The sequence below is a fragment of the Corynebacterium vitaeruminis genome, assembly GCF_001054325.1.
GTDB classification, from domain to species: domain Bacteria; phylum Actinomycetota; class Actinomycetes; order Mycobacteriales; family Mycobacteriaceae; genus Corynebacterium; species Corynebacterium vitaeruminis_A.
The window spans coordinates 62,388-84,602 of sequence record NZ_JVVM01000001.1 but is presented as its reverse complement, the minus strand read 5'-3'; the positions used below and the strand labels follow the sequence as shown (position 1 = coordinate 84,602).

Here is a 22,215-nt window from a genome sequence, read left to right as displayed (position 1 = left end):
CCGTCTTTTTCTGCCTTATCCGGGCTCTACCATTGTGCCGATACCGCCGGAAGTCATCAGCTCCAGCAGCACTGAGTGCGGCTGGCGGCCATCGATAACGTGAGCCGCTGGCACTCCCCGATCCACTGCGTTCAGGCAGGACTCCATCTTCGGAATCATGCCCGAGTCCAGCGTCGGAAGGATTTCTCGCAGGTGCGAAGTGGAAATCTTGGACACCAGCGAATCGCGGTTCGGCCAATCCGTGTAGAGACCCTCGACATTAGTCAAAATCACCAGACGGTTCGCGTTAATTGCCGATGCCAGTGCACCTGCTGCCGTATCGGCATTGATGTTGTAGACCTCGCTGCCATCAGCCGACGGCGCAATCGTGGAGACCACCGGAATTCGTCCGGCATCGATTAGGTCCAATAGCGTTTCCGAGTGCACCTCGGTGATGTTGCCAACCAGCCCGATATCTGTCTCCTTGCCGCCGACGTTTACCGTGCGTCGAGCACCGGTGAACAAACCGCCGTCCTCACCAGAGGTACCCACCGCATACGGCCCGTAGGCGTTGATGAGATTCACCAATTCGCGACCGACCTGTCCGAAGAGCACCATACGGACAATTTCCATGACCTCCGGGGTCGTGACGCGGAAACCGCCTCGGAACTCTCCCTCCAGCCCAAGGCGCTTGAGCATCAACGAAATCTGTGGACCGCCACCATGGACAACCACCGGCTTCACGCCCACGGTGCGCAGGAAAACCATGTCCTGCGCGAAGGCCTTCTTCAGCTTCAGGTCGGTCATCGCGTTACCGCCGTACTTGACCACCACAATCTTGTCGCGGTGGTGCTGCAGCCATGGCAGTGCTTCCGCCAGCACATGTGCCCGCTGTTCGAAGGACAGCCCTTCGGTCAACTGGTGAACCATGTCAGTGTCTCCTCAAAACCTTCTACGACGAATATGCCGAATTGATGTGAACGTAGTCGTGGGAAAGGTCTGTCGTACGAATCGTGGCCTCTTCCGGATTACCAGTGCCCAGATCAACCTCGACAGCGATGTCTTTGCCGGACAGATCCACTTCGCGAGCATCAGGCGTGCCACCGGTATCACGGCAGACCACGTGGCCGTTGAAGGAAACCGTGATGTGCTCCGGATCCATCTCCACCGGTGCGGTGCCGACAGCCGCCAACACACGGCCCCAGTTCGGGTCCGAACCGAACATCGCACACTTGAACAGGTTGTCGCGACCGATAATTCGAGCAGCTACCAGGGCGTCTTCAGCACCACCGGTGCCGCGCACGGTCACGGACACGCGCTTGGTCACGCCTTCGGCGTCCGACTGCATCTGGCGGGCGATGGAATCACACACGCTGAGCACCGCTTTATCGAACTCTTCCTGCGAAGGCTTCACACCAGAGGCACCATTGGCCAAAATAATGACGGTGTCATTGGTGGAGGTGGAGCCATCAATATCCAGACGGTTAAACGTAACCTCGCTGGCCTTGGCAATGGCCTCGTGCGCCATTTCCTCGCTTACCGACGCATCCGTCGTAATCACACCGAGCATCGTGGCCATCGACGGGCTAATCATGCCAACGCCTTTGCCCATGGCACCGACAGTGAAGCCGTCACCATGCGCAACGGCCTGTTTTGCCACTAAGTCAGTGGTCAAAATGGCCTCTGCTGCAGCCGTACCTGCGGCGGCATCGCTGCCCAGACTCTCTATAAGCTTCGGCACACCCGACAGCACGATGTCCATCGGCAACCGATCACCAATCAAACCGGTGGAACAGGTACCGATCTCGGTAACGTCGACGCCGAGCTCATCTGCGACCTTTTGGCAGACCTCGAGGGCGTCGGCAATACCCGGCTGACCGTTGCAGGCGTTGGCATTGCCCGAGTTCAGCACCACTGCCGACAGCTTTCCGTCAGCGATGTGTTCCTTGGACACCGTCACCGGCGCAGCCTGGACACGGTTGGTGGTGAAGACAGCCGCAGCCGTCTTCTCCGGGCCCTGGTTTACGATCAGCGCCATGTCCGGGTTACCACTGACCTTGATGCCCGCGGTGACACCACTGGCCGCAAACCCCTGAGGTGCACATACGCCACCTTCGTCACCAGCGACGTTGACGAGACCTTCTTTTTCTTCCTTCATCATGGGGCAACTCCTACCAGTGGAAGTCCTGCAGTTTCATTCTGTCCAGTAACCAAATTCATGCACTGAATTGCGGCACCACCGGTGCCCTTTGTCAGGTTGTCAATCGCCGAGGTCAGCACCAGGCGGTTGGCACGTTCATCCACCTCAACCTGAATCTGAACCAGGTTAGAACCAATCACCGACTGCGTCTGCGGCTGCAGCCCTGCGGCCAACACCTGCACGAATGGCTCATCCTTGTAGAAATCAAGGTAGGCCTCCCGAGCGGCTGCCTCCGTCACCCCGTCGACAAGCGGGGCGGTGATAGTGGTGAGAATGCCACGCGACGTCGGGGCGAGTACCGGCGTGAAGCTGACGGTGAGGTCCTCTGCGTACGGCTTTAGGTTCTGCAAGAACTCCGCGGTGTGGCGGTGCTTGCCTGCGGTGTTATAGGCGCGGAGGTTGCCCATAACCTCTGCCCCAAGCAGGGGCACAGCTGCCTTCTTGCCTGCGCCGGAGGTACCGGTGATGGAAACAACGGACAGATCCGACTTGACCAGCCCCTCTGCAACTGCCGGGAGCGCCGTAATAGTACCGCCAGTGGGGAAACACCCCGGTACAGCAATGCGCTTGGAAGCAGCCACCACTTCCCTGTTTCCTGGCAGCTCTGGAATGCCGTACGTCCAGGTACCGGCGTGCTCCGAGCCGTAGTAGTGCTCCCACTCAGCGGCATCCTGCAGGCGGAAATCCGCACCGCAGTCAATAATCACCGTGTCATCCCCCAACTGCTCTGCAATCGCAGCCGAATGACCGTGAGGCAGGCCGAGGAACACCACGTCATGCCCGGTAAGGGTGTCACCATTAGTCGGCTCAATACGACGGTCAGCCAAAGGTGCCACATGAGGCATAATGTCCCCCACACGGGCACCCGCATTGGATGCTCCGGTCAGTGCGCCGATGGTCAGTTCGCCGGAAAGATACGCCGGGTGCGACAACAGAAGGCGGAGGATTTCTCCTCCTGCGTAACCGGTCGCACCAGCAATGGCAACAGAAATACTCATGCCAAACATTCAACACTTTTATTCACTGTGTTGCAAGATATTCATAGAATTCGATGTCAAAGTGCTGGAATTCTACCGCTGTGACTCGAGTGAATTATGAATATAACGGCGCCGTCGGCGCAAACACCGCGCTCATCGAGCACGGCAGATTATTCAACGAACGCGGCGCTTGGCTCCTGCTCCATAACGCCATCTGCCCACTGCGCCACCGATGACGTCGTGGTGTAGAGATAGTAACCCGACTCCTCCGGTGCCGCGTTGTCATCAAAAGCCACCGCGCCTGAGAACACCGCCGCTAGCTGGCCATCGATGAAGAGCGGTCCACCCGAATCGCCCACCTGCAACGCCGCGGGACGCTCCATGCGCGCCAACACTGAGTCTTCTCGCACGCACTGTTGATACTTGACCGGACACATCGAAGCAGTCACGGTCGCCATCGGCAGCGTGCCATCCGCAACATCGCCAAGCGGTGAGCGCCCATAGACCGTGCCTGCAGTCTCCGGCTCCGAAAACGCTTGACGACGTTCCATCGCGGGATACTCCGGAAGGCCCGCATCGTCCGCAAGGTGAATAAGCGCTACGTCACCGGTGGGCGCAATCTCCCAGCTTTCGATAGGAACACGGCGGGAATCCTGACCGAAACCGACCTCTACTTCTCCGAACTGCAGCGGAATATCACGCACGCAGTGCGCCGCGGTCATTACCCACTGCGGAGCGACCGCAGTTCCCGTGCAAAAGTTTCCGGTATGGGGACTGGTCCGGACCATAATCGACACCACGGAGTCCGCCGCCACACTAGGCGCAGCAGCCTCCCCACCAACCAGCGCAGCCGCATTGGGCGTCCCCGCGAACAGCAGACCTGCCGTGACAGCAGCTGCAACCGCAGTTCCTGCAGGCTTCGCAGTGCTCACAGTGCGCGCTCGAACGCACTGTTCTCGCGCGTCTGCACTATTCAGCCTGTTGGAGCGACGCCACCGGTTACCAATCATGGTCTGCTCTCCTGAGGTCTCCCCTATTAGCCGCGCAGCTGAGCGCCGTGGCGGGTAGTGGCCAACTCAATGGCCGCCTCGCGAGCTGCGGAAGCTTCCTCTTCCTTCAGCGTACGGTCCGGTGCGCGGAAACGCAGGGAGTACGCCAGCGAGCGAACGTCCTCGCCCATCTGCTCGGAGCGGTAAACATCGAAGATACGGATCGACTCGAGGAGCTCACCGGCACCCTCAACCAGAGTCTTCTCGACCTCTGCGGCGGAGACCTCATCACTGACCACAAGTGCAACGTCCTGGTGGACAGCCGGGAACGGGCTGAGAACCGGTGCCGGCAGGTGCTCCGTCACTGGCAGTGCATCGAGATTAATCTCCATAGCGCAGGTGCGCTCCGGCAGACCAGCGTCCTTGCACACCTTCGGGTGCAGCTCACCGGCATGGCCGACGACTTCGCCGTCGACAAGCAGCTCGGCGCAGCGGCCCGGGTGCCACGGCAGCAGCTCGGCGTTGCGGATCTCCAGCTCAACGTTGGCGGCGCGGGCAACAATGCGAGCGGCATCGATAGCATCGGCGACGGTGTATGCAGCCTCGTCACCCCACGGGCTATCCAGGCGGATACGACCACAGGCGACAGTGGCGACATGCAGCGGCTGCTCCGGCAGCGACTCCAGCAGCTCGGCGCGCTCGGCCTCGCTCGGCAGACCAGCGGTCGACGGCATCGGCGAGACACCATTGCCACGCTCGATGGATACCTGCTCCACACCGTAGAGCGACAGGTCGACCTGGCCGCGGGCAACGTTTCGCTTCAGTGCGTCCAGCATGGACGGCAGCAGAGTCGTACCCAGCTGAGCATGATCGGACTCCAGCGGATTGATGACCTTGACCGTGTTGCGGCGCGGGTCATCGGCATCGAGGCCCCAGACGTCAAAGACATCGTTGGCAATGAATGGCGTCGGCAGAATCTCCAGGTAGCCGTTGTGAGCCAGCGCGTGACCAACGTAGCGGCGACGCAGTTGACGCTCAGTCAGACCGCGGCCGGCCGGGGCAATCGGAAGGATAACCGGAATGTCCTCCAGGCCTTCCAGGCGCAGGATTTCCTCAACCAGGTCAGCGGACATGGTCAGGTCCGAACGCCAGGTCGGCGGGGTAACGGCCAGGCGGTCACCATTGTCGACGACCTCGCAACCGACCTCACGTAGGCGACCGATGACGGTCTCACGCGGGTAATCCACGCCCGCAACTTCGCTGGCGCGATTGACAGCAAAGTCAATAGTCGGCATGGTGGCAACCTCACCGAGCAGGGTGCGACCAGTGTCGATAGTGCCGCCGGCGATGTCAGCGAGCAGCTGGCAGGCCAGATTCAGAGCCGGTTCGACAAGGGCGGTGTCCACGCCGCGCTCGAAACGTCGTGAAGCCTCGGAGGTCAGCTTGTGGCGGCGACCACTGCGGAACACGTGCAGTGGCGACCAGTTGGCGGCCTCGAAGACCACATCGGTGGTGTCTTCGGCGATTTCGGAGGTAAGTCCGCCCATGATGCCGGCGAGCGACTGAATACCGTTGTCGTCGCAGATGACAACGTCTGCCGGGTCGAGCTTGCGGTCCACGTGGTCGAGAGTGGTCAGAGTCTCGCCGGCCTTTGCATTGCGGATGTGCAGGCCACCGGCAATCTTGGAACCGTCGAAAGCGTGCATCGGCTGACCGAGCAGCAACATCACGTAGTTGGTGACGTCCGTGGCCACGTTGACCGGACGCTGACCGGACAGCAGCAGGCGGCGGCGCATCCACCACGGGGTCTCGGCGTTCGGGTCGATGCCGGTAACACGGCGCAGGCCGAAGCGGTGGGTGTCGGTGTCCTCGTCGATGGTGACGTTAAGGACCTCGCCCTCGACCGGTAGCTCCTTTACCTTGGCTGGATCGGCGAAGTCGAGGTTGAAAGCGGAGCAGATCTCGCGGCCGAGTCCGCGAGCCGACAGCGCGTAACCGCGGTCCGGAGTGATGTTGACCTCGAATTTTTCATCATCGAGCCCGATGAACTCCTTCGCGCACGAACCCAGCTCTGCCGGAGCCGACGGCAGCGTCAGAATACCCGCGGAGGAATCGGTCATGCCAAGCTCAGCTTCAGAGCAGAGCATGCCATTGGAGACCTTGCCGTAAGTCTTACGTGCGGAAATTGCGAAACCACCTGGCAGCACGCAGCCCGGCAGCGCGACGACGACAATGGAGCCCTCTTCGAAGTTGCGGGCACCACAGATAATCTCCTGCAGCTCACCGGTGCCATTGGCATCGCCGACGTTGACCTGGCAGAAGCGAATTGGCTTCTTGAAGCCCTCGAGCTCCTCAATGTGGTCGACGCGACCGAAAACCAGCGGCCCCTCGATCTTCTCCAGCGGCTCGTGTCCCTCAGTTTCAAAACCAACGCGCACAAAGCCCTCATCCAACTCGTCCGGGGTGACGGACCAGTCCGAGTTGATGGTGTTCTCTGGGCCGCGAACGATTTCAGTGACCCACGACTGTGGAATGAACATGTAAGTAAAACTCCTATCTGTAGGTCAGTGAATTAGCCGCGGATACCGAACGGCTGAGTGAAACGGACGTCGCCTTCAACCATGTCGCGCATGTCGGTCAGACCGTTGCGGAACTGCAGTGTGCGCTCCAGGCCCATGCCGAACGCGAAGCCCGAGTACACCTCCGGGTCGATGCCGGAAGCACGCAGCACGTTCGGGTTGACCATGCCGCAGCCGCCCCACTCGATCCAGCCGGCGCCGCCCTTCTTATTCGGGAACCAGACGTCAACCTCAGCCGACGGCTCGGTGAACGGGAAGTAGTTGGTGCGCATGCGGGTCTTGGTCTCCGGACCGAACAGCGCCTTGGCCATGTGGTCCAGCGTGCCACGCAGGTGCCCCATGGTCAGGCCCTTGTCCACAGCGAGCCCCTCAACCTGGTGGAAGACCGGGGTGTGGGTGGCGTCGAGCTCATCAGTACGGAAAGTACGACCCGGGCAGATAACGTAAATCGGCAGGTCACGTGACTGCAGCGTGCGAACCTGAACCGGCGAGGTATGCGTCCGCAGCACCTGCTTGGACCCTTCCGGCGCAATGTGGAAAGTATCCTGCAGAGTACGAGCAGGGTGGTCCGGCAGGAAGTTCAGCGCGTCAAAGTTGAAGTATTCGGCTTCTACCTCTGGGCCTTCAGCAACTTCCCAGCCCATGCCCACGAAGATATCGCCGATCTGCTCGGACAGGATGGTAATTGGGTGCATACCGCCGCGCTGGCTGCGTGTGGTGTCCACCGACACGTCGATACTCTCCGCGACCAGACGACGCGCGTTTTCCTCTTCCTCCAGCACCGCAAGACGCTCAGCATAGTGCTTCTCGACGGCTCCGCGAACAACATTTACGCGACGACCAGCATCCTTGCGCTCAGCCTTCGGAATGGAGCCCAGCGCGCGGCGAGCCTGCGGAATGTAACCTTCATCCCCCAAGTGCTCACGACGGGCGGCAGAAAGCTCATCCAGGTTGCGGGCAGCATCAAAGGCATCCGTGGCCTTCTGTGCAGCCGCCTGGAGGGCGTCCTCGGAAAGATCGATAGGATTTGGCGAATCGCTCACGTGTCAACCACTTCTATATAGGACTATCAGTTCTTGTGATGGAACAATCATAGTCGAGGATAACCGCACACGTGCACGCACCTCACCATAGAGGTTCGCTACCTACCTCGAACTGTCTCCCACAGGCACATGGCCGCTGCGGTGGCGAGGTTCAACGACTCCGCTTTGCCCTGAATCGGGATAGACACACTGGCCCCGGCCGAAGCCGTGACCTCTTCCGATAGGCCGTGTGCTTCATTTCCGAAAAGCCAGGCGACTGGACCGCCGGGAAGCGCATCGGCGCCGAGCGTGAGAGCACCGTCCATCGCCGTGGCGAGGGTGGTAAAGCCCGCTTCCCTGACTTTCTCCATAACCAGGTCGATATCGCGCTCGCGTGCGACAGGGGTATGGAAAACAGAACCCGCCGAGGAACGTACGGCCTTAGAATTCAACGGATCGACCGAGTCACCGGCGAGGATGACCGCACCAGCTCCGAGAGCATCGGTCATGCGCACAATCGTGCCGACATTGCCCGGGTCATTGCACTCTACCGGGATAACCAGACAACCGGCCTGCTTTCCGGCCTCAATCGCCTCATCCAGCGAGGTGGACACCGCACTGGTGACGCAGACGGCAAAGAGCCCGGTGGTGGTGACGGTTTCACTTAAAGAGCGGGCGGCGGAGTCGTCGATAAGCGAAACGGACTTGCGCTGCGCCCCCGATTCGAGATACCCCGTGAGCAGCTCGTGGAACTGCTCCGCGGCGGCTGCGGTGACGAAAACTTCTACGACCGCCTCTGCACGAATAGCTGCATCGACGGAGTTGAAGCCCTCAACGAGGAAGCGTCCGGCCTTCTTGCGTTTGGCCGCGCGGTGGAGCTGAATCGCCGCCGAGACCCGCGGAGTGCGGGGAGTAAACGGCTCGTCGTTGAAGTACAGCGCAGAGTTCATAGTGACTAATCCTAGTGGTGTGGATCGGGAATCATAACTGCCAGTGGGAATACGAAAAACCACCGCCGGGGTTGTTCACAAACCCAATCGACGGTGGTTTTCAAAGAAGTTGGCAAGACTGCGCTGCCAGTTACAGGCGCTTGCCGACGCTACGTACGAGTTACCTCGTAGCTGCTTTACTTAGCAGCAGGAGCGTTGACGTCCTCCGGCAGGGCGTCCTTAGCGACCTTGACCAGAGCAGCGAATGCCTGCGGGTCGTTGACAGCCATCTCAGCCAGGTTCTTACGGTCAACCTCAACGCCAGCCAGGTTCAGGCCCTGGATGAAGCGGTTGTAGGTGATGTCGTTAGCGCGGGCAGCAGCGTTGATGCGCTGAATCCACAGGCGACGGAACTGACCCTTACGGTGGCGGCGATCGCGGAACTCGTAAGTCTTGGAGTGGAGCATCTGCTCCTTGGCCTTGCGGTACAGGCGGGAGCGCTGACCACGGTAGCCCTTTGCGGAATCGAGAACTTCGCGACGCTTCTTCTTAGCGTTAACAGACCGCTTCACACGTGCCACGGTGATACTTCCTTTTCGTTGTCTTTAAGAACTAGTGAAATTAAGAGGGCGATTGCCCTGGGACGAGGCTTGAAAAATTAAGCCTTGCCCAGCAGACGCTTGACGCGCTTGACGTCCGACTTCGCAACGTCCGTGGTGCCCTTCAGGCGACGGGTACGAGTGGACGGCTTGCCCTCCAGGAGGTGGCGGCGGTTAGCCTGCTCGCGGCGCAGCTTGCCGGAACCGGTAACCTTGATGCGCTTTGCGGTGCCCTTGTGGGTCTTCTGCTTCATGTTAAAACTCTCCCCTACCGATCTTTGACGCTCGTGGCGCAAAAATCTCGTTTACAACCATTTCTGGTCAGGTCGGTTACTTCTTACCCTTATTCCGAACCGGCCCCAGGACCATAGTCATGTTGCGACCGTCCTGCTTCGGGCGAGACTCAACGATGCCGTACTCTTCGACATCGGCGGCCAGACGCTCCAACAGGCGGAATCCCAGTTCTGGACGAGACTGTTCGCGGCCACGGAACATGATCGTGACCTTGACCTTCGAACCCTTTTCCAAGAAACGAACAACGTTGTTCTTCTTGGTTTCGTAGTCGTGGTCATCAATCTTCGGACGGAACTTCTGCTCCTTGACCACAGTCTGCTGCTGGTTCTTTCGAGCCTCGCGTGCCTTCTGGGCTTGTTCGTACTTGAACTTGCCGTAGTCCATAATCTTGGCGACCGGTGGCTTAGCTCGCGGAGCAACCTCAACCAAGTCAAGGTCTGCTTCGTAAGCGAGCTTGAGTGCGTCACCGGTACGGACAACGCCCACCTGCTCACCATTCGGTCCTACAAGGCGGACTTCCGGTACTCGAATATCCTCGTTAATACGAGCTTCAGCGCTGATGTGGCCTCCTAGGTTGAACCTGAACAATCTTCGTTTCAAACCGCGATAGCAAGCGGGAAAGGAAGAAAAGCCACGCGTCTACAGCGGATTACTACACACTGTATAAGGACGCCTTCCAATCGTGCGATGTGACATCACCGATTAGGGTGGACCCCGGCACTACCGTAATTCTTTGGCGCACCAAGGGTGGGACTTAAATCCTCTTCGCTGCCGAATGCAGCTAATTGCTCCCCGAAGGCAGCAACCATCACATTCTGGCGGTCGTAGACGAGATGTTAACACAGCTGCGCTCGCATACCAAAACCCACCCCAGCGTGCCGACGTTTGCCGCAACTTAACTACTTAAGCAGCGGTTTCAGATACTCCCCGGTGTGGGAACCGGAACACTTCGCGACGTCCTCCGGCGTGCCTTCCACAACCACGGTGCCACCGCCGGAGCCGCCCTCCGGCCCCATGTCGATAATCCAGTCCGCAGACTTGATGACATCCAAATTGTGCTCAATGACAATGACGGTATTGCCCTTGTCCACCAGCCCCTGCAATACCAGCATGAGCTTGCGGATGTCCTCAAAATGCAGACCCGTGGTCGGCTCATCCAAGATGTAAACCGTGCGACCATTAGAGCGCTTCTGCAGCTCACTGGCCAGCTTCACGCGCTGAGCCTCACCACCCGAGAGCGTGGTTGCCGCCTGCCCGAGGCGGACATAGCCCAGGCCGACGTCGACAAGCGTATTAAGGTAACGCGCAATCGACTGAATCGGCTCGAAGAACTCCGCTGCCTCGGAGATGGGCATGTCCAGCACCTCGGCGATGGTCTTGCCCTTGTAGCGAACTTCCAGCGTTTCGCGGTTGTAGCGCGCGCCGTGGCAAACCTCGCAGGGCACGTAGACATCCGGCAGGAAGTTCATCTCAATTTTGATGGTGCCGTCACCCTTACACGCCTCACAACGACCGCCCTTGACGTTGAAGCTGAAGCGACCGGGCTTATAGCCGCGAACCTTGGCCTCTTGCGTCTCTGCGAAGAGGTTGCGGATCTTGTCGAACACGCCGGTGTACGTCGCTGGGTTGGAACGCGGGGTGCGACCAATCGGCGACTGGTCAACCTGCACCAGTTTGTCCAGCTGATCCAGCCCCTCCACGCGGCTGTGTCGACCCGGCACCTGCCGAGCACCGTTGAGCTCGTTGCTCATCACCTTGGCCAGAATTTCGTTGACCAAGGTGGATTTGCCCGAACCGGAAACACCCGTGACGCAGGTCAGTACACCGAGCGGGAACTTCACGTCGATCTTTTTCAGGTTGTTTTCGCGAGCGCCCTTGACCGTCACCATGCGCGACTTATCAATCGCACGACGGTTCTCCGGCACCGCCAACACCCGACGACCCGAGAGATACGCACCTGTCAGCGACTCTTCACAGTCAACAATGCCGGTCGGTTCACCCTGGTAAACAATCTGACCGCCGTATTCACCGGCCTTTGGTCCGATGTCGACCAGCCAATCGGCCTCGCGAATCGTGTCCTCATCATGCTCGACCACAATCAGGGTATTGCCCAGGTCGCGCAAGTTCTTCAAAGTCTTGATCAGGCGGTTGTTATCGCGCTGGTGAAGACCAATCGATGGCTCATCCAGAACATAGAGCACACCAGCAAGGCCCGAACCAATCTGGGTGGCCAGACGGATTCGCTGTGCCTCACCACCGGAGAGCGTGCCCGCCGAACGAGATAGGGACAGGTAGTCCAAGCCAACGTCCAGGAGGAACTTCAGACGAGCCTGTACCTCACGCAGGACACGACCGGCAATCATCTCCTCGCGCTTACCCAGGGTCAGCGAGTTGAGGAATGCCGAACCGTCGTGGACCGACAGCTCCGTGAGCTCGGCAATATTCTTCTGCCCAAACTCCGCCGAATCCAGCGTCACCGAAAGAATCTCCGGACGCAGACGAGTGCCGCTACATGCCGGGCAGGGCACCTCACGCATGTATCCCTGGAAGCGATCCTTCTGCGACTCGCTCTCCGCCTGTGACAGCTTGCGATGCAGGTACGGCATCACACCCTCAAACGGTGCCGTGTACTGGCGCGTGCGGCCGTACCGGTTTCGGTACCGCACCGTGACCTTATGGCTGGAACCGTGCAGCAGAGCCTTGCGCTGCGGTGCCGTGAGCTCATCAAAAGGCACGGTCGGATCAAAGCTCATCTCGGTGGCAAGACCCACGACCAACTTTTCAAAATACTTCTTGTTCAGCGTCTGCCGCCACGGCGCAATGGCCTCAATCGTCGGCAGTGACGGATCTGGAATAACCAGGTCCGTATCCACCTCCAGCTTGGTGCCAATGCCGTCACACTCCGGGCAGGCACCATATGGCGAGTTAAAGGAGAATGACCGTGGCTCCAGCTCATCGATAGCAATGCGGTGCCCATTCGGGCAGGCCATCTTCTCCGAGAACCGCTGAGTACGCCTCGGGTCGTCTGCCTCTAGCCCGACTGCGTCGATGACCACGACTCCGCCGGCAAGCAAAAGCGCCGTTTCGACGGAATCGGTGAGCCTGCGCTGCTGCGAATCCTTTACCTGGAGACGGTCGATGACGACATCGATGTCATGCTTGACCTGTTTCTTCAGCTTCGGCGGATCAGTCAGGCGATGCATTTCACCATCGACGATGACGCGTGCGTAGCCCTCGGATGCGAGGCGTTCAAACAGGTCGACGAACTCACCCTTGCGTGTGCGCACGACGGGTGCGAGAACCTGGAATTTGGCGCCCTCCGGCATTTCCATGACCTGATCGACAATCTGCTGCGGAGTCTGTGATGAGATCACTTCCCCGCAGGTCGGACAGTGCGGCGTACCGGTGCGAGCGTAGAGCAGACGCAGGTAGTCATACACTTCCGTAATCGTTCCGACAGTCGAGCGCGGGTTGCGGTTCGTCGACTTCTGGTCAATCGACACCGCTGGCGAGAGCCCCTCAATCATCTCCACATCGGGCTTTTCCATCTGCCCCAGGAACATGCGCGCATAGGAGCTCAGCGACTCCACATAGCGACGCTGGCCCTCGGCAAAAATTGTGTCAAATGCCAGTGACGATTTACCCGAACCCGACAGACCGGTGAAAACCACCATCTTGTCTCTGGGCAAATCGATGTCAACACCCTGCAGATTATGCTCACGGGCGCCTCTGACCACTAGACGTTCAGCCACAGTGGGAAACCTCAATTCGTCGACGATTTACTGCCGACCAGTCTACAGGTCATAGCCAATTTTTCGCACATGTGTTCAGGAACTCGACGTTGAGCGGCGTTCCTAGCGCGGCGACCGGCACCTCATTACCCTGGGGCGCATGAATGACGACATCACAATCAGCCCCTACTCCAACTCGCCGAGCACGCGCGGCGTTGAGCGCATTGACTACGGCAATATCACCATTTATAAGACCTCCGTCGGACCGATGGAAAATAACGTCTACCTTTTGGTCGACTCCCGCGAACCCGACAATTCTCTACTTATCGACGCCGCCACGGATGCCGACCACCTGATTCGTCTGGTTGAGCACGTCGGCGCGCAGGTGCGCACGATTGTCACCACGCACTCCCACGGCGATCATGTCCAGGCCCTCGGCGAGCTCCTGGAGGCCTTCCCCGCTCGCCACATCACCTCCGGCCTCGACGCCGAGGACATTCCCGAGCCAGCCGACCAGCAACTCGACGGCGGCGAAACCATTACTTTCGGCCAGGACATTACGCTGCCCACTTTCATCCTGCGCGGGCACACCAAGGGCGGCCTCTGCCTCAGCCTGTCCGCCAAGGAGGCCGACGCGCTTTCCGACGACGCCCCGTCACACCATCTCTTCGTCGGTGACAGCATTTTCCCAGGCGGTGTCGGCAAAACGTACTCGCCCGAGGATTTCACGCAGCTTATCGACGATGTCGAGAGCCGCGTCTTCAGCGTCTACCCCGCCGATTCGGTGATTCACCCCGGCCACGGTAAGGACACCACGGTCGGTGTCGAAAGCCCCGAGGTGGATAACTGGCGCGAGCGCGGTTGGTAGCGCTGTGCGTAGTGCACTGGGCGATGACTGTGCGTAGTCAGCCGTGCGTAGTCGACGGCGCCGGCCTATGCTCGCATGGGTTTTTGCAGCACACGGTGTGTCGAGCCTAAAAAACTCGCCATTCCCCCAACACAAATAGGCCGGGCTGCGTAGGATTAATAGTGGAATACAGCGACCAGATGGCCGGAAATACGGTTTCATCTGGACGACAAAGGAGATGGAATTTAGATGATTCGCAAGTTTGCCCGACCAATGCTGGCCTCGGTTTTTGTTGCCGACGGCGTCGACACGCTGATTCACCAGCAGGATCATGAAGAGGGCGCACGTGACCTGATTGCCCGCGTCCGCTCCGTAACCCCGAACCAGTACAACAAGTACGTGCCAGACAACGAGAAGCTCGTTGTCCAGACCATCGCCGGCACCAAGGTTGCCGCTGGTTCCCTCTACGCCCTGGGCAAGGCTCCACGCCTGTCCGCAACCGCCCTGGTCGCTGCACAGATTCCGACGATGTTGGCTCGCCACGCATTCTGGGAGACCCAGGATGAGAAGGAAAAGGCAGCTCGCCGTACTGGCTTCCTCACCAACATTGGCCTGCTGGGTGGCCTATTCCTGGCTACCGCCGACACCGACGGCAAGCCGGGCGTCGCTTGGCGCGCTGAGAAGGCTGGCAAGCAGCTGAACAAGAAGGTGCAGGCCGCACTACCGACCAAGTCTGAGGCCGAGCAGCGCTCCGAGGAAATCAGCGCCGCCTTCGCTTCTGCCGGCGACAACGTCCGCGAGAAGGCTGGCCAGCTCCGCGACCGCGCTTCTGAGGCCACCGATGAGGCTCGTGAATACGTCGAGGAGAACAAGGACGGCTGGCGCGCGCAGGTCACCGATGCTTTCGACACCGCTAAGAGCTACGTCGAAGACAACAAGGACGACTGGATCGCCAAGGCCACCGAACTCGCCGAGGACGCTCGCGACTACGCCGAGGACCTGGGCAAGGACTTCAAGAAGGACTCTCGCAAGCAGCGCAAGGAACTGCGCAAGCGCGCCGAGAAGGCTTCCAAGGAGGCCAAGAAGTCCGCTAAGAAGGCTCAGAAGCAGGCCAACAAGCGCGCTAAGAAGGCCGAGAAGACCATCAAGTCCGCTCGCTAAACCGGGTTGGCAGTAAGGCTCGCTAAACAGCAGGCCTAAAAACAAGACAGCCTACACTCGCCTGCAGTAAGTTTGCTGCAGCAGTTAAGGCGGTATACTTAAACGCTCCCCACGCCACTACGCGTGCGGGGGCGTTTTCATATTTTTATATTCATTCAGCACATCAATTAGCACCACTTTTACGAATCGTCGAGGAGACCAGGTTGGCGTCGCGCGCATCCAAGCCCGGACAGAACCAGGCAGGCCACACTGGCCAGGCAGGTCTGCCGGACCAGGCAAGTTCAGCACCACAGCGAGAAGAAGAAAGCATCCTCGCTGACGAACAGGCCTACGTCGACCGCGCGTTCAGCTTCCTCGACCGGGCACGCGAGCGCGACCAGGAGTACCTGCGCCAGGTCATGCTCATCGACGACCCGGACCCGCAAGCCCGTGTTGAACGCGAGGTGGAATACCACCGACTACAGGCTAACCTGGACCGCTACCGCTCAGCCGAGATTGGTCTGGTCTTTGGTCGAATCGATATCGATGACCCAGACCCCGACAATCCTTTGGCAGCGGAAGGGCCGGGGGCGAGCGTCGATAAGCGATACATCGGGCGAATCGGCCTGTCCGATGAAGACGACGACTACCGTACAGTCATTATGGACTGGCGTGCCGATGGTGCGCGTCCGTTCTACCTGGCCACGACCGCCCATCCCGAGGGCGTCAGCCTGCGTCGGCACCTGCGCACGCACGGCCGCAAAGTTCGCAGCATTGACGACGAATGGCTCTCCGGCGAGGAAGCCGACAGCGCACCCGAAACCGAAGTTGAGGCGGGTGTCGGTGGCGAATCGGTGCTGCGCGAAGTCATGAATCAAGCGCGCACCGGCCATATGCGCGGCATTGTGGAGACCATTCAGCGCGAACAGGACCTCATCATTCGCGACTCCACTCGCGGCACCTTGGTTGTCCAGGGCGGGCCCGGCACGGGCAAGACGGCGGTGGCGCTGCATCGCGTCGCATGGCTGCTCTACACCTACCGCGATCAGCTGGCGAAAACCGGCGTCCTCATCATCGGCCCGAACACGACATTCCTCGACTACATCTCGCGCGTGCTGCCGAGCCTCGGCGAAACCGGCGTGGTGCTGACCACCATCGCCGATCTCTACCCCGGCGTGCGCGCTTCCGACGCGCTTATCGACGGACACAACCCCGAACCCCTGGTTGCGCAGGAAGTTAAGGGCTCGATTGAGATGCTCACTATCCTGCGCGAAGCCGTACGGGGCTACCAGGAGCTCCCCGCGGAGCCGCTTGAAGTCCGGAACGACAACATCACCCTGACCATCACGCCGGCAATGGTGAAAGCCGCGCGGACGCGTGCGCGGAGGACTCGTAAACCCCACAATCTGGCCCGGCCGATTTTCCGAGATCACGTGGTGGAACTGCTGGCCGCACAGATGGCCGAGGTCATTGGCGCCGACCCGCTCGGCGGCGAGAACCTGCTGTCCGTGACAGACGTTGCCGACCTGCGCGACGAAATTGACGAATCCGGGGCAGTCGCTGACATCCTCGACGAGCTGTGGCCTGCGCTTACGCCCGAGCAGGTGCTGTCGGAACTGCTGAGTTCCCGCGAGGCCATCGCCTACGCTGCCAGCGATTACGACGAGCTGACGCGCGAGGCTCTCTACCGGCCGGAAGGCACCGACTGGATGCCTTCCGATGCCCCGCTTCTCGACGAGCTGGCGGAGCTCCTCGGCCCGGTTGGTGAAGCGGAGGCCGATGAAGAGGATTGGCAGGCCCGCATCGATGAAGCACAGGGCGCGTTGGATACTCTGTCCAGTTCTGCTTCCCAGGACCTTGACGACGGCTTCGAGGCCGAGATCTTGTCAGCGTATGACGTCATCGATGCCGAGGCACTGGCCGAACGCCACCGTGAGCGCGACCTGCGATCCACCGCCGAGCGAGCGGCGGCGGATCGCCTGTGGGCCTACGGCCATGTCATCGTCGATGAGGCGCAAGAACTCTCCGCGATGGCCTGGCGAATGCTGCGCCGCCGCAGCCCCAACGGCTGGATGACCCTCGTCGGCGACGTGGCTCAGACAGGTTCCCCCGCAGGTGCCGCGACCTGGGACGATGTGCTGGAACCAATCATCGGTTCGAGGTGGCATCTCCATGAGCTGACCGTCAACTACCGCACCCCAGCTGAGATTATGGAAGTTGCCGCTAGTGTCCTGGCCCAGATTGATCCGGAGCTGGAGGCGCCGCAGTCTATTCGCGCCACTGGCCGCAAGCCTGTTCAGGCCCCCACTGTGGCGGAGGCGCTGGCGCATGTGGAGCGGGTGGCGCAGCCTGATCGCCTGATCGCGGTCATCGCCCCGGCAGAGTTGCTCGAAGCCACGCGCGCGGAGGTGCGGGAGTTTCTTGGTGGCGGCGCTGGTGATGCTAGAGCTTCGGCTTATATCGCCGGTGCAGTCGGCGCGACTAGCACCGATGCCACACCTGCTACTCGCGCCAGCAAGCTCACCAACTGCGCGGTCTACGACATCACGACCTCAAAGGGCCTGGAATTCGACGAAGTCATCGTCGTTGCGCCCGACCAGATTGTGGCGCAATCCCCGCAGGGGCTACAGGACCTGTATGTTGCACTGACTCGGGCGACCCAGGGACTCGTGGTCGTCGATAAGCAGCGCCCTGACCATCTGCCCGGGCTGGATGGGCCTAGCCTCACGGCTCCTCACGGCCCCGAGAATCCACACTCGTCCCGGCCGACAATAAAAAACCGGCACCTCAACCCAGAGGTGCCGGTTTCAAGCGAAAGCTAAATTGTTAGCTCTCGGTTTTTGTTAGCTCACAGTGTGAACAATCATGACGTCACAGTCCGACTGGCGAGCAACATCCGCCGGCACGGAGCCCAGCAGACGACCAGTCAGCGAGTTAATACCACGGTTACCAACCACCAGCAGGTCAGCGCGACGGTCAGTGACCAGGGACATCAGGGCCTCAACTGGGGAGCCCGAGCGAACCTCAGTCTCAATCTTGGTAGCACCGACGGCCTCTGCGGCCTCCTTAGCCGCAGCCAAGTTCTTCTGAGCCGGATCATCACCGAGAACCTGAACCGAATCCTGGCGCAGGGTCTTAGACGCATCCTCTGTAGTCTCGTAGTAAGCGCAGCCGATAACCAAAGTGGCATCGAAAGCAGCAGCAATCGAGGCAGCGCGCTCTACTGCGAGCAGCGACGACTTAGAACCATCCGTGCCGACAACAATGGTCTTGTAATCACTCATGAAAACTATCCCTCACTGTGGAAGTTGCATTAAAACAGTTCATCGTGCGTAACGCCGTCGTTGCCCCGAACCCACTGGCCAGAGGCACTTTCGCGAATACACTGTTTTACTTCCCACAACAGTAGCAAAAAACTACTCGACACCGGCCTCAATCATGCCCTTAAGTTCCTTCTTGAGGTCGAAAATCTCATCGCGCAAGCGCCCCGCGAGCTCGAACTTCAACTCACGCGCAGCCGCGGCCATCTGCTCCGACAAATCTGCAATAAGAGCCTCGAGCTCAGCCCGCGGCATCTGCTTACCGCTGGCACCATCGGCTGCGCCCGAGCCGTCGGCACGCGAGAGCAGCGCATCAGCGGCCGCACCGGTCTTGCCTTCGTAATCGGTGTCGGCGTTGTCGTAAACCTGATCCAAGATGTCCGCAATCTTCTTGCGCAGTGGCTGCGGGTCGATGCCGTGCTCCGTGTTGTACGCAATCTGCTTTTCGCGGCGACGCTCCGTCTCGTCGATAGCGAACTGCATGGAATCGGTGATCTTGTCGGCGTACATGTGCACCTCGCCGGAGACGTTTCGCGCGGCACGACCAATCGTCTGAATCAACGAGCGCTCCGAACGCAGGAACCCCTCCTTATCGGCGTCGAGGATTGCCACCAGCGAAACCTCAGGCAAGTCGAGGCCCTCGCGCAGCAAGTTAATGCCGACCAGCACGTCGTACTCACCGAGACGCAACTGTCGCAGCAGCTCAACGCGCTTGAGCGTATCCACATCCGAGTGCATGTACCGCACCTGCACGCCATTTTCGAGCAGGTAGTCGGTCAGATCCTCCGCCATCTTCTTCGTCAGGGTGGTCACGAGGACGCGTTCGTCACGCTCGGTGCGCTTACGGATCTCACCGATCAAATCATCAATCTGTCCCTCCGTAGGCTTAACGACGATCTTGGGATCCACCAGCCCCGTCGGACGAATAACCTGCTCCACATACTCGCCACCGGTCTTCTCGAGCTCATAGTCACCCGGCGTTGCGGACATGAACACGACCTGGCCCACGCGGGCATCGAATTCGTCGAACGTCAGCGGGCGGTTATCCAGCGCCGATGGGAGGCGGAAACCAAAGTCGACAAGGTTGCGCTTACGGGAGGCATCGCCCTCGAACATGCCACCAATCTGCGGCACAGTGACGTGCGACTCATCGATGATGGTGAGGAAGTCCTCCGGGAAGTAATCAATGAGCGTAGCGGGGGCCGAGCCCGGCGCGCGGCCGTCGATGTGGCGCGAGTAGTTCTCAATGCCGGAGCAGAAGCCGACCTGCTCAATCATTTCGAGATCGTACTCCGTGCGCATGCGCAGGCGTTGCGCTTCCAGCAGCTTGCCGCGATTTTCCAGATCCGCCAGGCGTTCGGCGAGTTCGGCCTTGATGTCCGCGACGGCACGTTCCATGCGCTCCGGGCCTGCGACATAGTGCGTAGCTGGGAAGATGCGCAGCTCCGGGACTTGATCGATGACATCGCCCGTGACTGGATTGAGGTAGTACAGCGAATCGATCTCGTCGCCGAAGAACTCCACGCGCACGGCCTTTTCTTCGTAGGCCGGGATGATGTCGACCACGTCGCCTTTTACTCGGAAGGTGCCCCGGGTAAAGGCGATGTCATTGCGGGCGTACTGAATGTCCACCAAAAGGCGCAGGAACTGGTCGCGGTCGACTTCTTCGCCCTCCTTCAGCCACACCGAACGGTCGAGGTAGGACTGCGGGGTACCCAAGCCATAGATGCAAGAAACAGAGCTGACGACGACTACGTCGCGACGCGACAGCAGCGCTGAAGTAGCCGAGTGGCGTAGGCGCTCCACGTCTTCGTTGATGGAGGAGTCCTTTTCAATATAGGTATCGGTCTGCGCGATATAGGCCTCTGGTTGGTAGTAGTCGTAGTAGGAAACGAAGTACTCGACCGCGTTGTTTGGCAGCAGGCTGCGGAGCTCATTGGCCAGCTGAGCCGCCAGCGTCTTGTTCGGTGCCATGACCAGGGTTGGCCGCTGAACCTTTTCGATCAGCCACGCTGCGGTGGCTGATTTACCGGTACCCGTGGCACCCATCAGGACGACCTCGCGCTCGCCTCTGTCCAGGCGATCCGACAGTTCCGCGATTGCCTGCGGCTGGTCGCCCGAGGGCTCGAACTCGCTGATGACCTCGAAGGTTCCCTCAGCGCGCTCGACTTCACCGACGGGCCGGAACTCCGAGTGTGCGAGGACGGGTTGCTCTGCTGCAAATGCCATAGTTCCCAGCGTAGCGAAGGCTGCTTGAAGGGGCTGATTACGTTACTTCCCGGGGCTTCGGAGCCGTCCGGGGCTGGGGCTGGGGTCCAGAGCCTCGGAGCGGCTGTCGAGTTCCGGGGAAATATTAAGTCGGCACAAATTAGTACAAGGCTGGCGTAAGGTCGGGGTCGGGCCAGCAAAGGCGGGCGTGCACTTCACCAGCTGGCAGTTGCTGCGCAACGACTGGCCCCTGGTGAAGCGCAAGCCGTCTTATCGATGCTCTGCGGCTACAACTGCGGCTGCGCGGCTGCGCCTTCGGGCGGCCTGGACGTGGCAGAGGTTATCCACACCCTGAAAGTTGTCCACAGAACGGACGTAAGGGCGCCCATTCAGAGAAAAACCAGGACTGAACAAAGCTTAAAGTCCCGACCATGGGAAGCTTCACCACAGCAGAGTTACGAGCTCTCGGCATCGGCGAGAAAAAGACCAGAGCGCTCTTACAACAAGGCAGGCTATTCAAGTTAATACGTGGCCTCTACATTGACGACTGCTCTCCTACCTCAGTCGCCCGGGCAATCACGGGGCATTACAAAAACATTGCACTAAGTGGCAAAAGCGCAGCTCAATTGCATTTGAGTCTTCCCCTGGCTTTCCCGATCCAGGCAGAAGGCGCGGGATCAGTTCAGGCCAAGACCTTCTCCATTAAGCACAGTCGCCTGCCCGCCCGGACCGAAATCGATGGCATACCAGTTGTCGAAGCCCTGTGGGCGGCACGAGCTTCGAAGGAATATGCACGCAGAGTTCTGGAAAAACACTACTCCGGCAAAGACGGTGAAAAGCGACTCAACCACGACCTCAGCCGGATGCAAAAAGTCCCCCAATGGTTGCGTGAAACCATCAACACCACGCCAATCGGCGCGTGCAGCGAACTCGAGCGCAAGCTGGCCCGCCCATTGATTAAGCGTGGCTACCGCGTCCGAATGAACCAATACATCGGCCCGTACTGCTTCGACATCCTGCTTGACCAGTGGAAAATAGCCATCGAAGTCGACTCCGAAAAGTACCACGCCAACGAGGATTCGTTCATCTCGGATCGTTGGAAGGCCAACTCCGGCACGCTGCACGGCTGGATAGTCCTGAGATTCACGGACTCATGCATCAATTGGAATCTCGACAGCGTCCTCGACGAAATCGAGCAGGCAATCCGATGGGTGCAAAAACGCCGTCCCCGCGCGGACTATAAACCAGGATGGCCAGCTTGCCAGAAGGTCTGGGAGTGGAATCCAACTGTTGGCCACGCCAACAAGCAGCGATGATGGCCCACGTCCCCAGCCACGCCTACGCCCAGCCATGGCGCCTCACACCCAGATAATCATCACTCATTTTCATCAAATCGTTATC

17 protein-coding genes are annotated in these 22,215 nt (G+C 59.9%); 4 read left to right on the top strand and 13 right to left on the bottom strand.

What is annotated here, in order from left to right:
- Nucleotides 1-15: 15 nt before the first annotated feature.
- The 11 genes from argB to uvrA all read right to left on the bottom strand — a co-directional run bounded on the left by argB (nucleotide 16) and on the right by uvrA (nucleotide 13,320).
- Nucleotides 16-909, bottom strand: a complete 894-nt coding sequence (gene argB / locus ADA16_RS00365; RefSeq protein WP_048758332.1) for an acetylglutamate kinase — start codon at nucleotides 907-909, stop codon at nucleotides 16-18.
- A 22-nt stretch (nucleotides 910-931) separates the two neighbouring features.
- The gene (gene argJ / locus ADA16_RS00360) at nucleotides 932-2,140 is read right to left on the bottom strand and encodes a bifunctional glutamate N-acetyltransferase/amino-acid acetyltransferase ArgJ (RefSeq protein WP_048758331.1); all 1,209 of its coding nucleotides are present in this window, start codon (nucleotides 2,138-2,140) and stop codon (nucleotides 932-934) included.
- Complete coding sequence (gene argC, locus ADA16_RS00355) at nucleotides 2,137-3,177, bottom strand: N-acetyl-gamma-glutamyl-phosphate reductase (protein WP_193387461.1); 1,041 nt, start codon at nucleotides 3,175-3,177, stop codon at nucleotides 2,137-2,139. The genes argJ and argC overlap by 4 nt, the downstream gene beginning before the upstream one ends.
- 149 nt (nucleotides 3,178-3,326) lie before the next feature.
- Nucleotides 3,327-4,088 (bottom strand): trypsin-like serine protease, encoded by a 762-nt coding sequence (locus ADA16_RS00350; RefSeq protein WP_239659282.1) that lies wholly within the window; start codon nucleotides 4,086-4,088, stop codon nucleotides 3,327-3,329.
- 104 nt (nucleotides 4,089-4,192) lie between these two features.
- Nucleotides 4,193-6,685 (bottom strand): phenylalanine--tRNA ligase subunit beta, encoded by a 2,493-nt coding sequence (pheT, locus tag ADA16_RS00345; RefSeq protein ID WP_048758328.1) that lies wholly within the window; start codon nucleotides 6,683-6,685, stop codon nucleotides 4,193-4,195.
- 32 nt (nucleotides 6,686-6,717) lie between these two features.
- Nucleotides 6,718-7,767, bottom strand: coding sequence for a phenylalanine--tRNA ligase subunit alpha (gene pheS / locus ADA16_RS00340; protein ID WP_048758327.1), 1,050 nt, complete (start codon nucleotides 7,765-7,767; stop codon nucleotides 6,718-6,720).
- A 98-nt stretch (nucleotides 7,768-7,865) separates the two neighbouring features.
- Complete coding sequence (locus ADA16_RS00335; RefSeq protein ID WP_048758326.1) at nucleotides 7,866-8,696, bottom strand: TrmH family RNA methyltransferase; 831 nt, start codon at nucleotides 8,694-8,696, stop codon at nucleotides 7,866-7,868.
- A 176-nt stretch (nucleotides 8,697-8,872) separates the two neighbouring features.
- The gene (gene rplT, locus ADA16_RS00330; RefSeq protein ID WP_048758325.1) at nucleotides 8,873-9,256 is read right to left on the bottom strand and encodes a 50S ribosomal protein L20; all 384 of its coding nucleotides are present in this window, start codon (nucleotides 9,254-9,256) and stop codon (nucleotides 8,873-8,875) included.
- 77 nt (nucleotides 9,257-9,333) lie between these two features.
- Nucleotides 9,334-9,528, bottom strand: coding sequence for a 50S ribosomal protein L35 (gene rpmI / locus ADA16_RS00325; RefSeq protein WP_005511726.1), 195 nt, complete (start codon nucleotides 9,526-9,528; stop codon nucleotides 9,334-9,336).
- A gap of 76 nt (nucleotides 9,529-9,604) precedes the next feature.
- A complete protein-coding gene (gene infC, locus ADA16_RS00320) occupies nucleotides 9,605-10,156 on the bottom strand; it encodes a translation initiation factor IF-3 (RefSeq protein ID WP_172954614.1) in 552 nt (183 codons plus the stop codon).
- A gap of 311 nt (nucleotides 10,157-10,467) precedes the next feature.
- Nucleotides 10,468-13,320 (bottom strand): excinuclease ABC subunit UvrA, encoded by a 2,853-nt coding sequence (uvrA, locus tag ADA16_RS00315; RefSeq protein ID WP_048758324.1) that lies wholly within the window; start codon nucleotides 13,318-13,320, stop codon nucleotides 10,468-10,470.
- 139 nt (nucleotides 13,321-13,459) lie between these two features.
- Between uvrA and ADA16_RS00310 the strand changes: the two genes are divergently transcribed.
- The 3 genes from ADA16_RS00310 to ADA16_RS00300 all read left to right on the top strand — a co-directional run bounded on the left by ADA16_RS00310 (nucleotide 13,460) and on the right by ADA16_RS00300 (nucleotide 18,108).
- Nucleotides 13,460-14,167, top strand: a complete 708-nt coding sequence (locus ADA16_RS00310) for an MBL fold metallo-hydrolase (protein ID WP_048758323.1) — start codon at nucleotides 13,460-13,462, stop codon at nucleotides 14,165-14,167.
- A gap of 228 nt (nucleotides 14,168-14,395) precedes the next feature.
- Nucleotides 14,396-15,307 (top strand): DoxX family protein, encoded by a 912-nt coding sequence (locus tag ADA16_RS00305; protein ID WP_048758322.1) that lies wholly within the window; start codon nucleotides 14,396-14,398, stop codon nucleotides 15,305-15,307.
- A 203-nt stretch (nucleotides 15,308-15,510) separates the two neighbouring features.
- The gene (locus ADA16_RS00300) at nucleotides 15,511-18,108 is read left to right on the top strand and encodes a HelD family protein (protein ID WP_239659281.1); all 2,598 of its coding nucleotides are present in this window, start codon (nucleotides 15,511-15,513) and stop codon (nucleotides 18,106-18,108) included.
- Between the two features lie 21 nt (nucleotides 18,109-18,129).
- Here the strand turns inward: ADA16_RS00300 and ADA16_RS00295 are convergent, their stop codons facing one another.
- Together ADA16_RS00295 and uvrB are read right to left on the bottom strand one after the other, a co-directional pair.
- Nucleotides 18,130-18,570 (bottom strand): universal stress protein, encoded by a 441-nt coding sequence (locus tag ADA16_RS00295; protein ID WP_048758321.1) that lies wholly within the window; start codon nucleotides 18,568-18,570, stop codon nucleotides 18,130-18,132.
- A 132-nt stretch (nucleotides 18,571-18,702) separates the two neighbouring features.
- Nucleotides 18,703-20,835 (bottom strand): excinuclease ABC subunit UvrB, encoded by a 2,133-nt coding sequence (uvrB, locus tag ADA16_RS00290; RefSeq protein ID WP_048758320.1) that lies wholly within the window; start codon nucleotides 20,833-20,835, stop codon nucleotides 18,703-18,705.
- A 410-nt stretch (nucleotides 20,836-21,245) separates the two neighbouring features.
- Here uvrB and ADA16_RS00285 point away from each other — a divergent pair, with 410 nt between their 5' ends.
- Nucleotides 21,246-22,130, top strand: coding sequence for a DUF559 domain-containing protein (locus tag ADA16_RS00285; protein ID WP_048758319.1), 885 nt, complete (start codon nucleotides 21,246-21,248; stop codon nucleotides 22,128-22,130).
- Nucleotides 22,131-22,215: the final 85 nt, after the last annotated feature.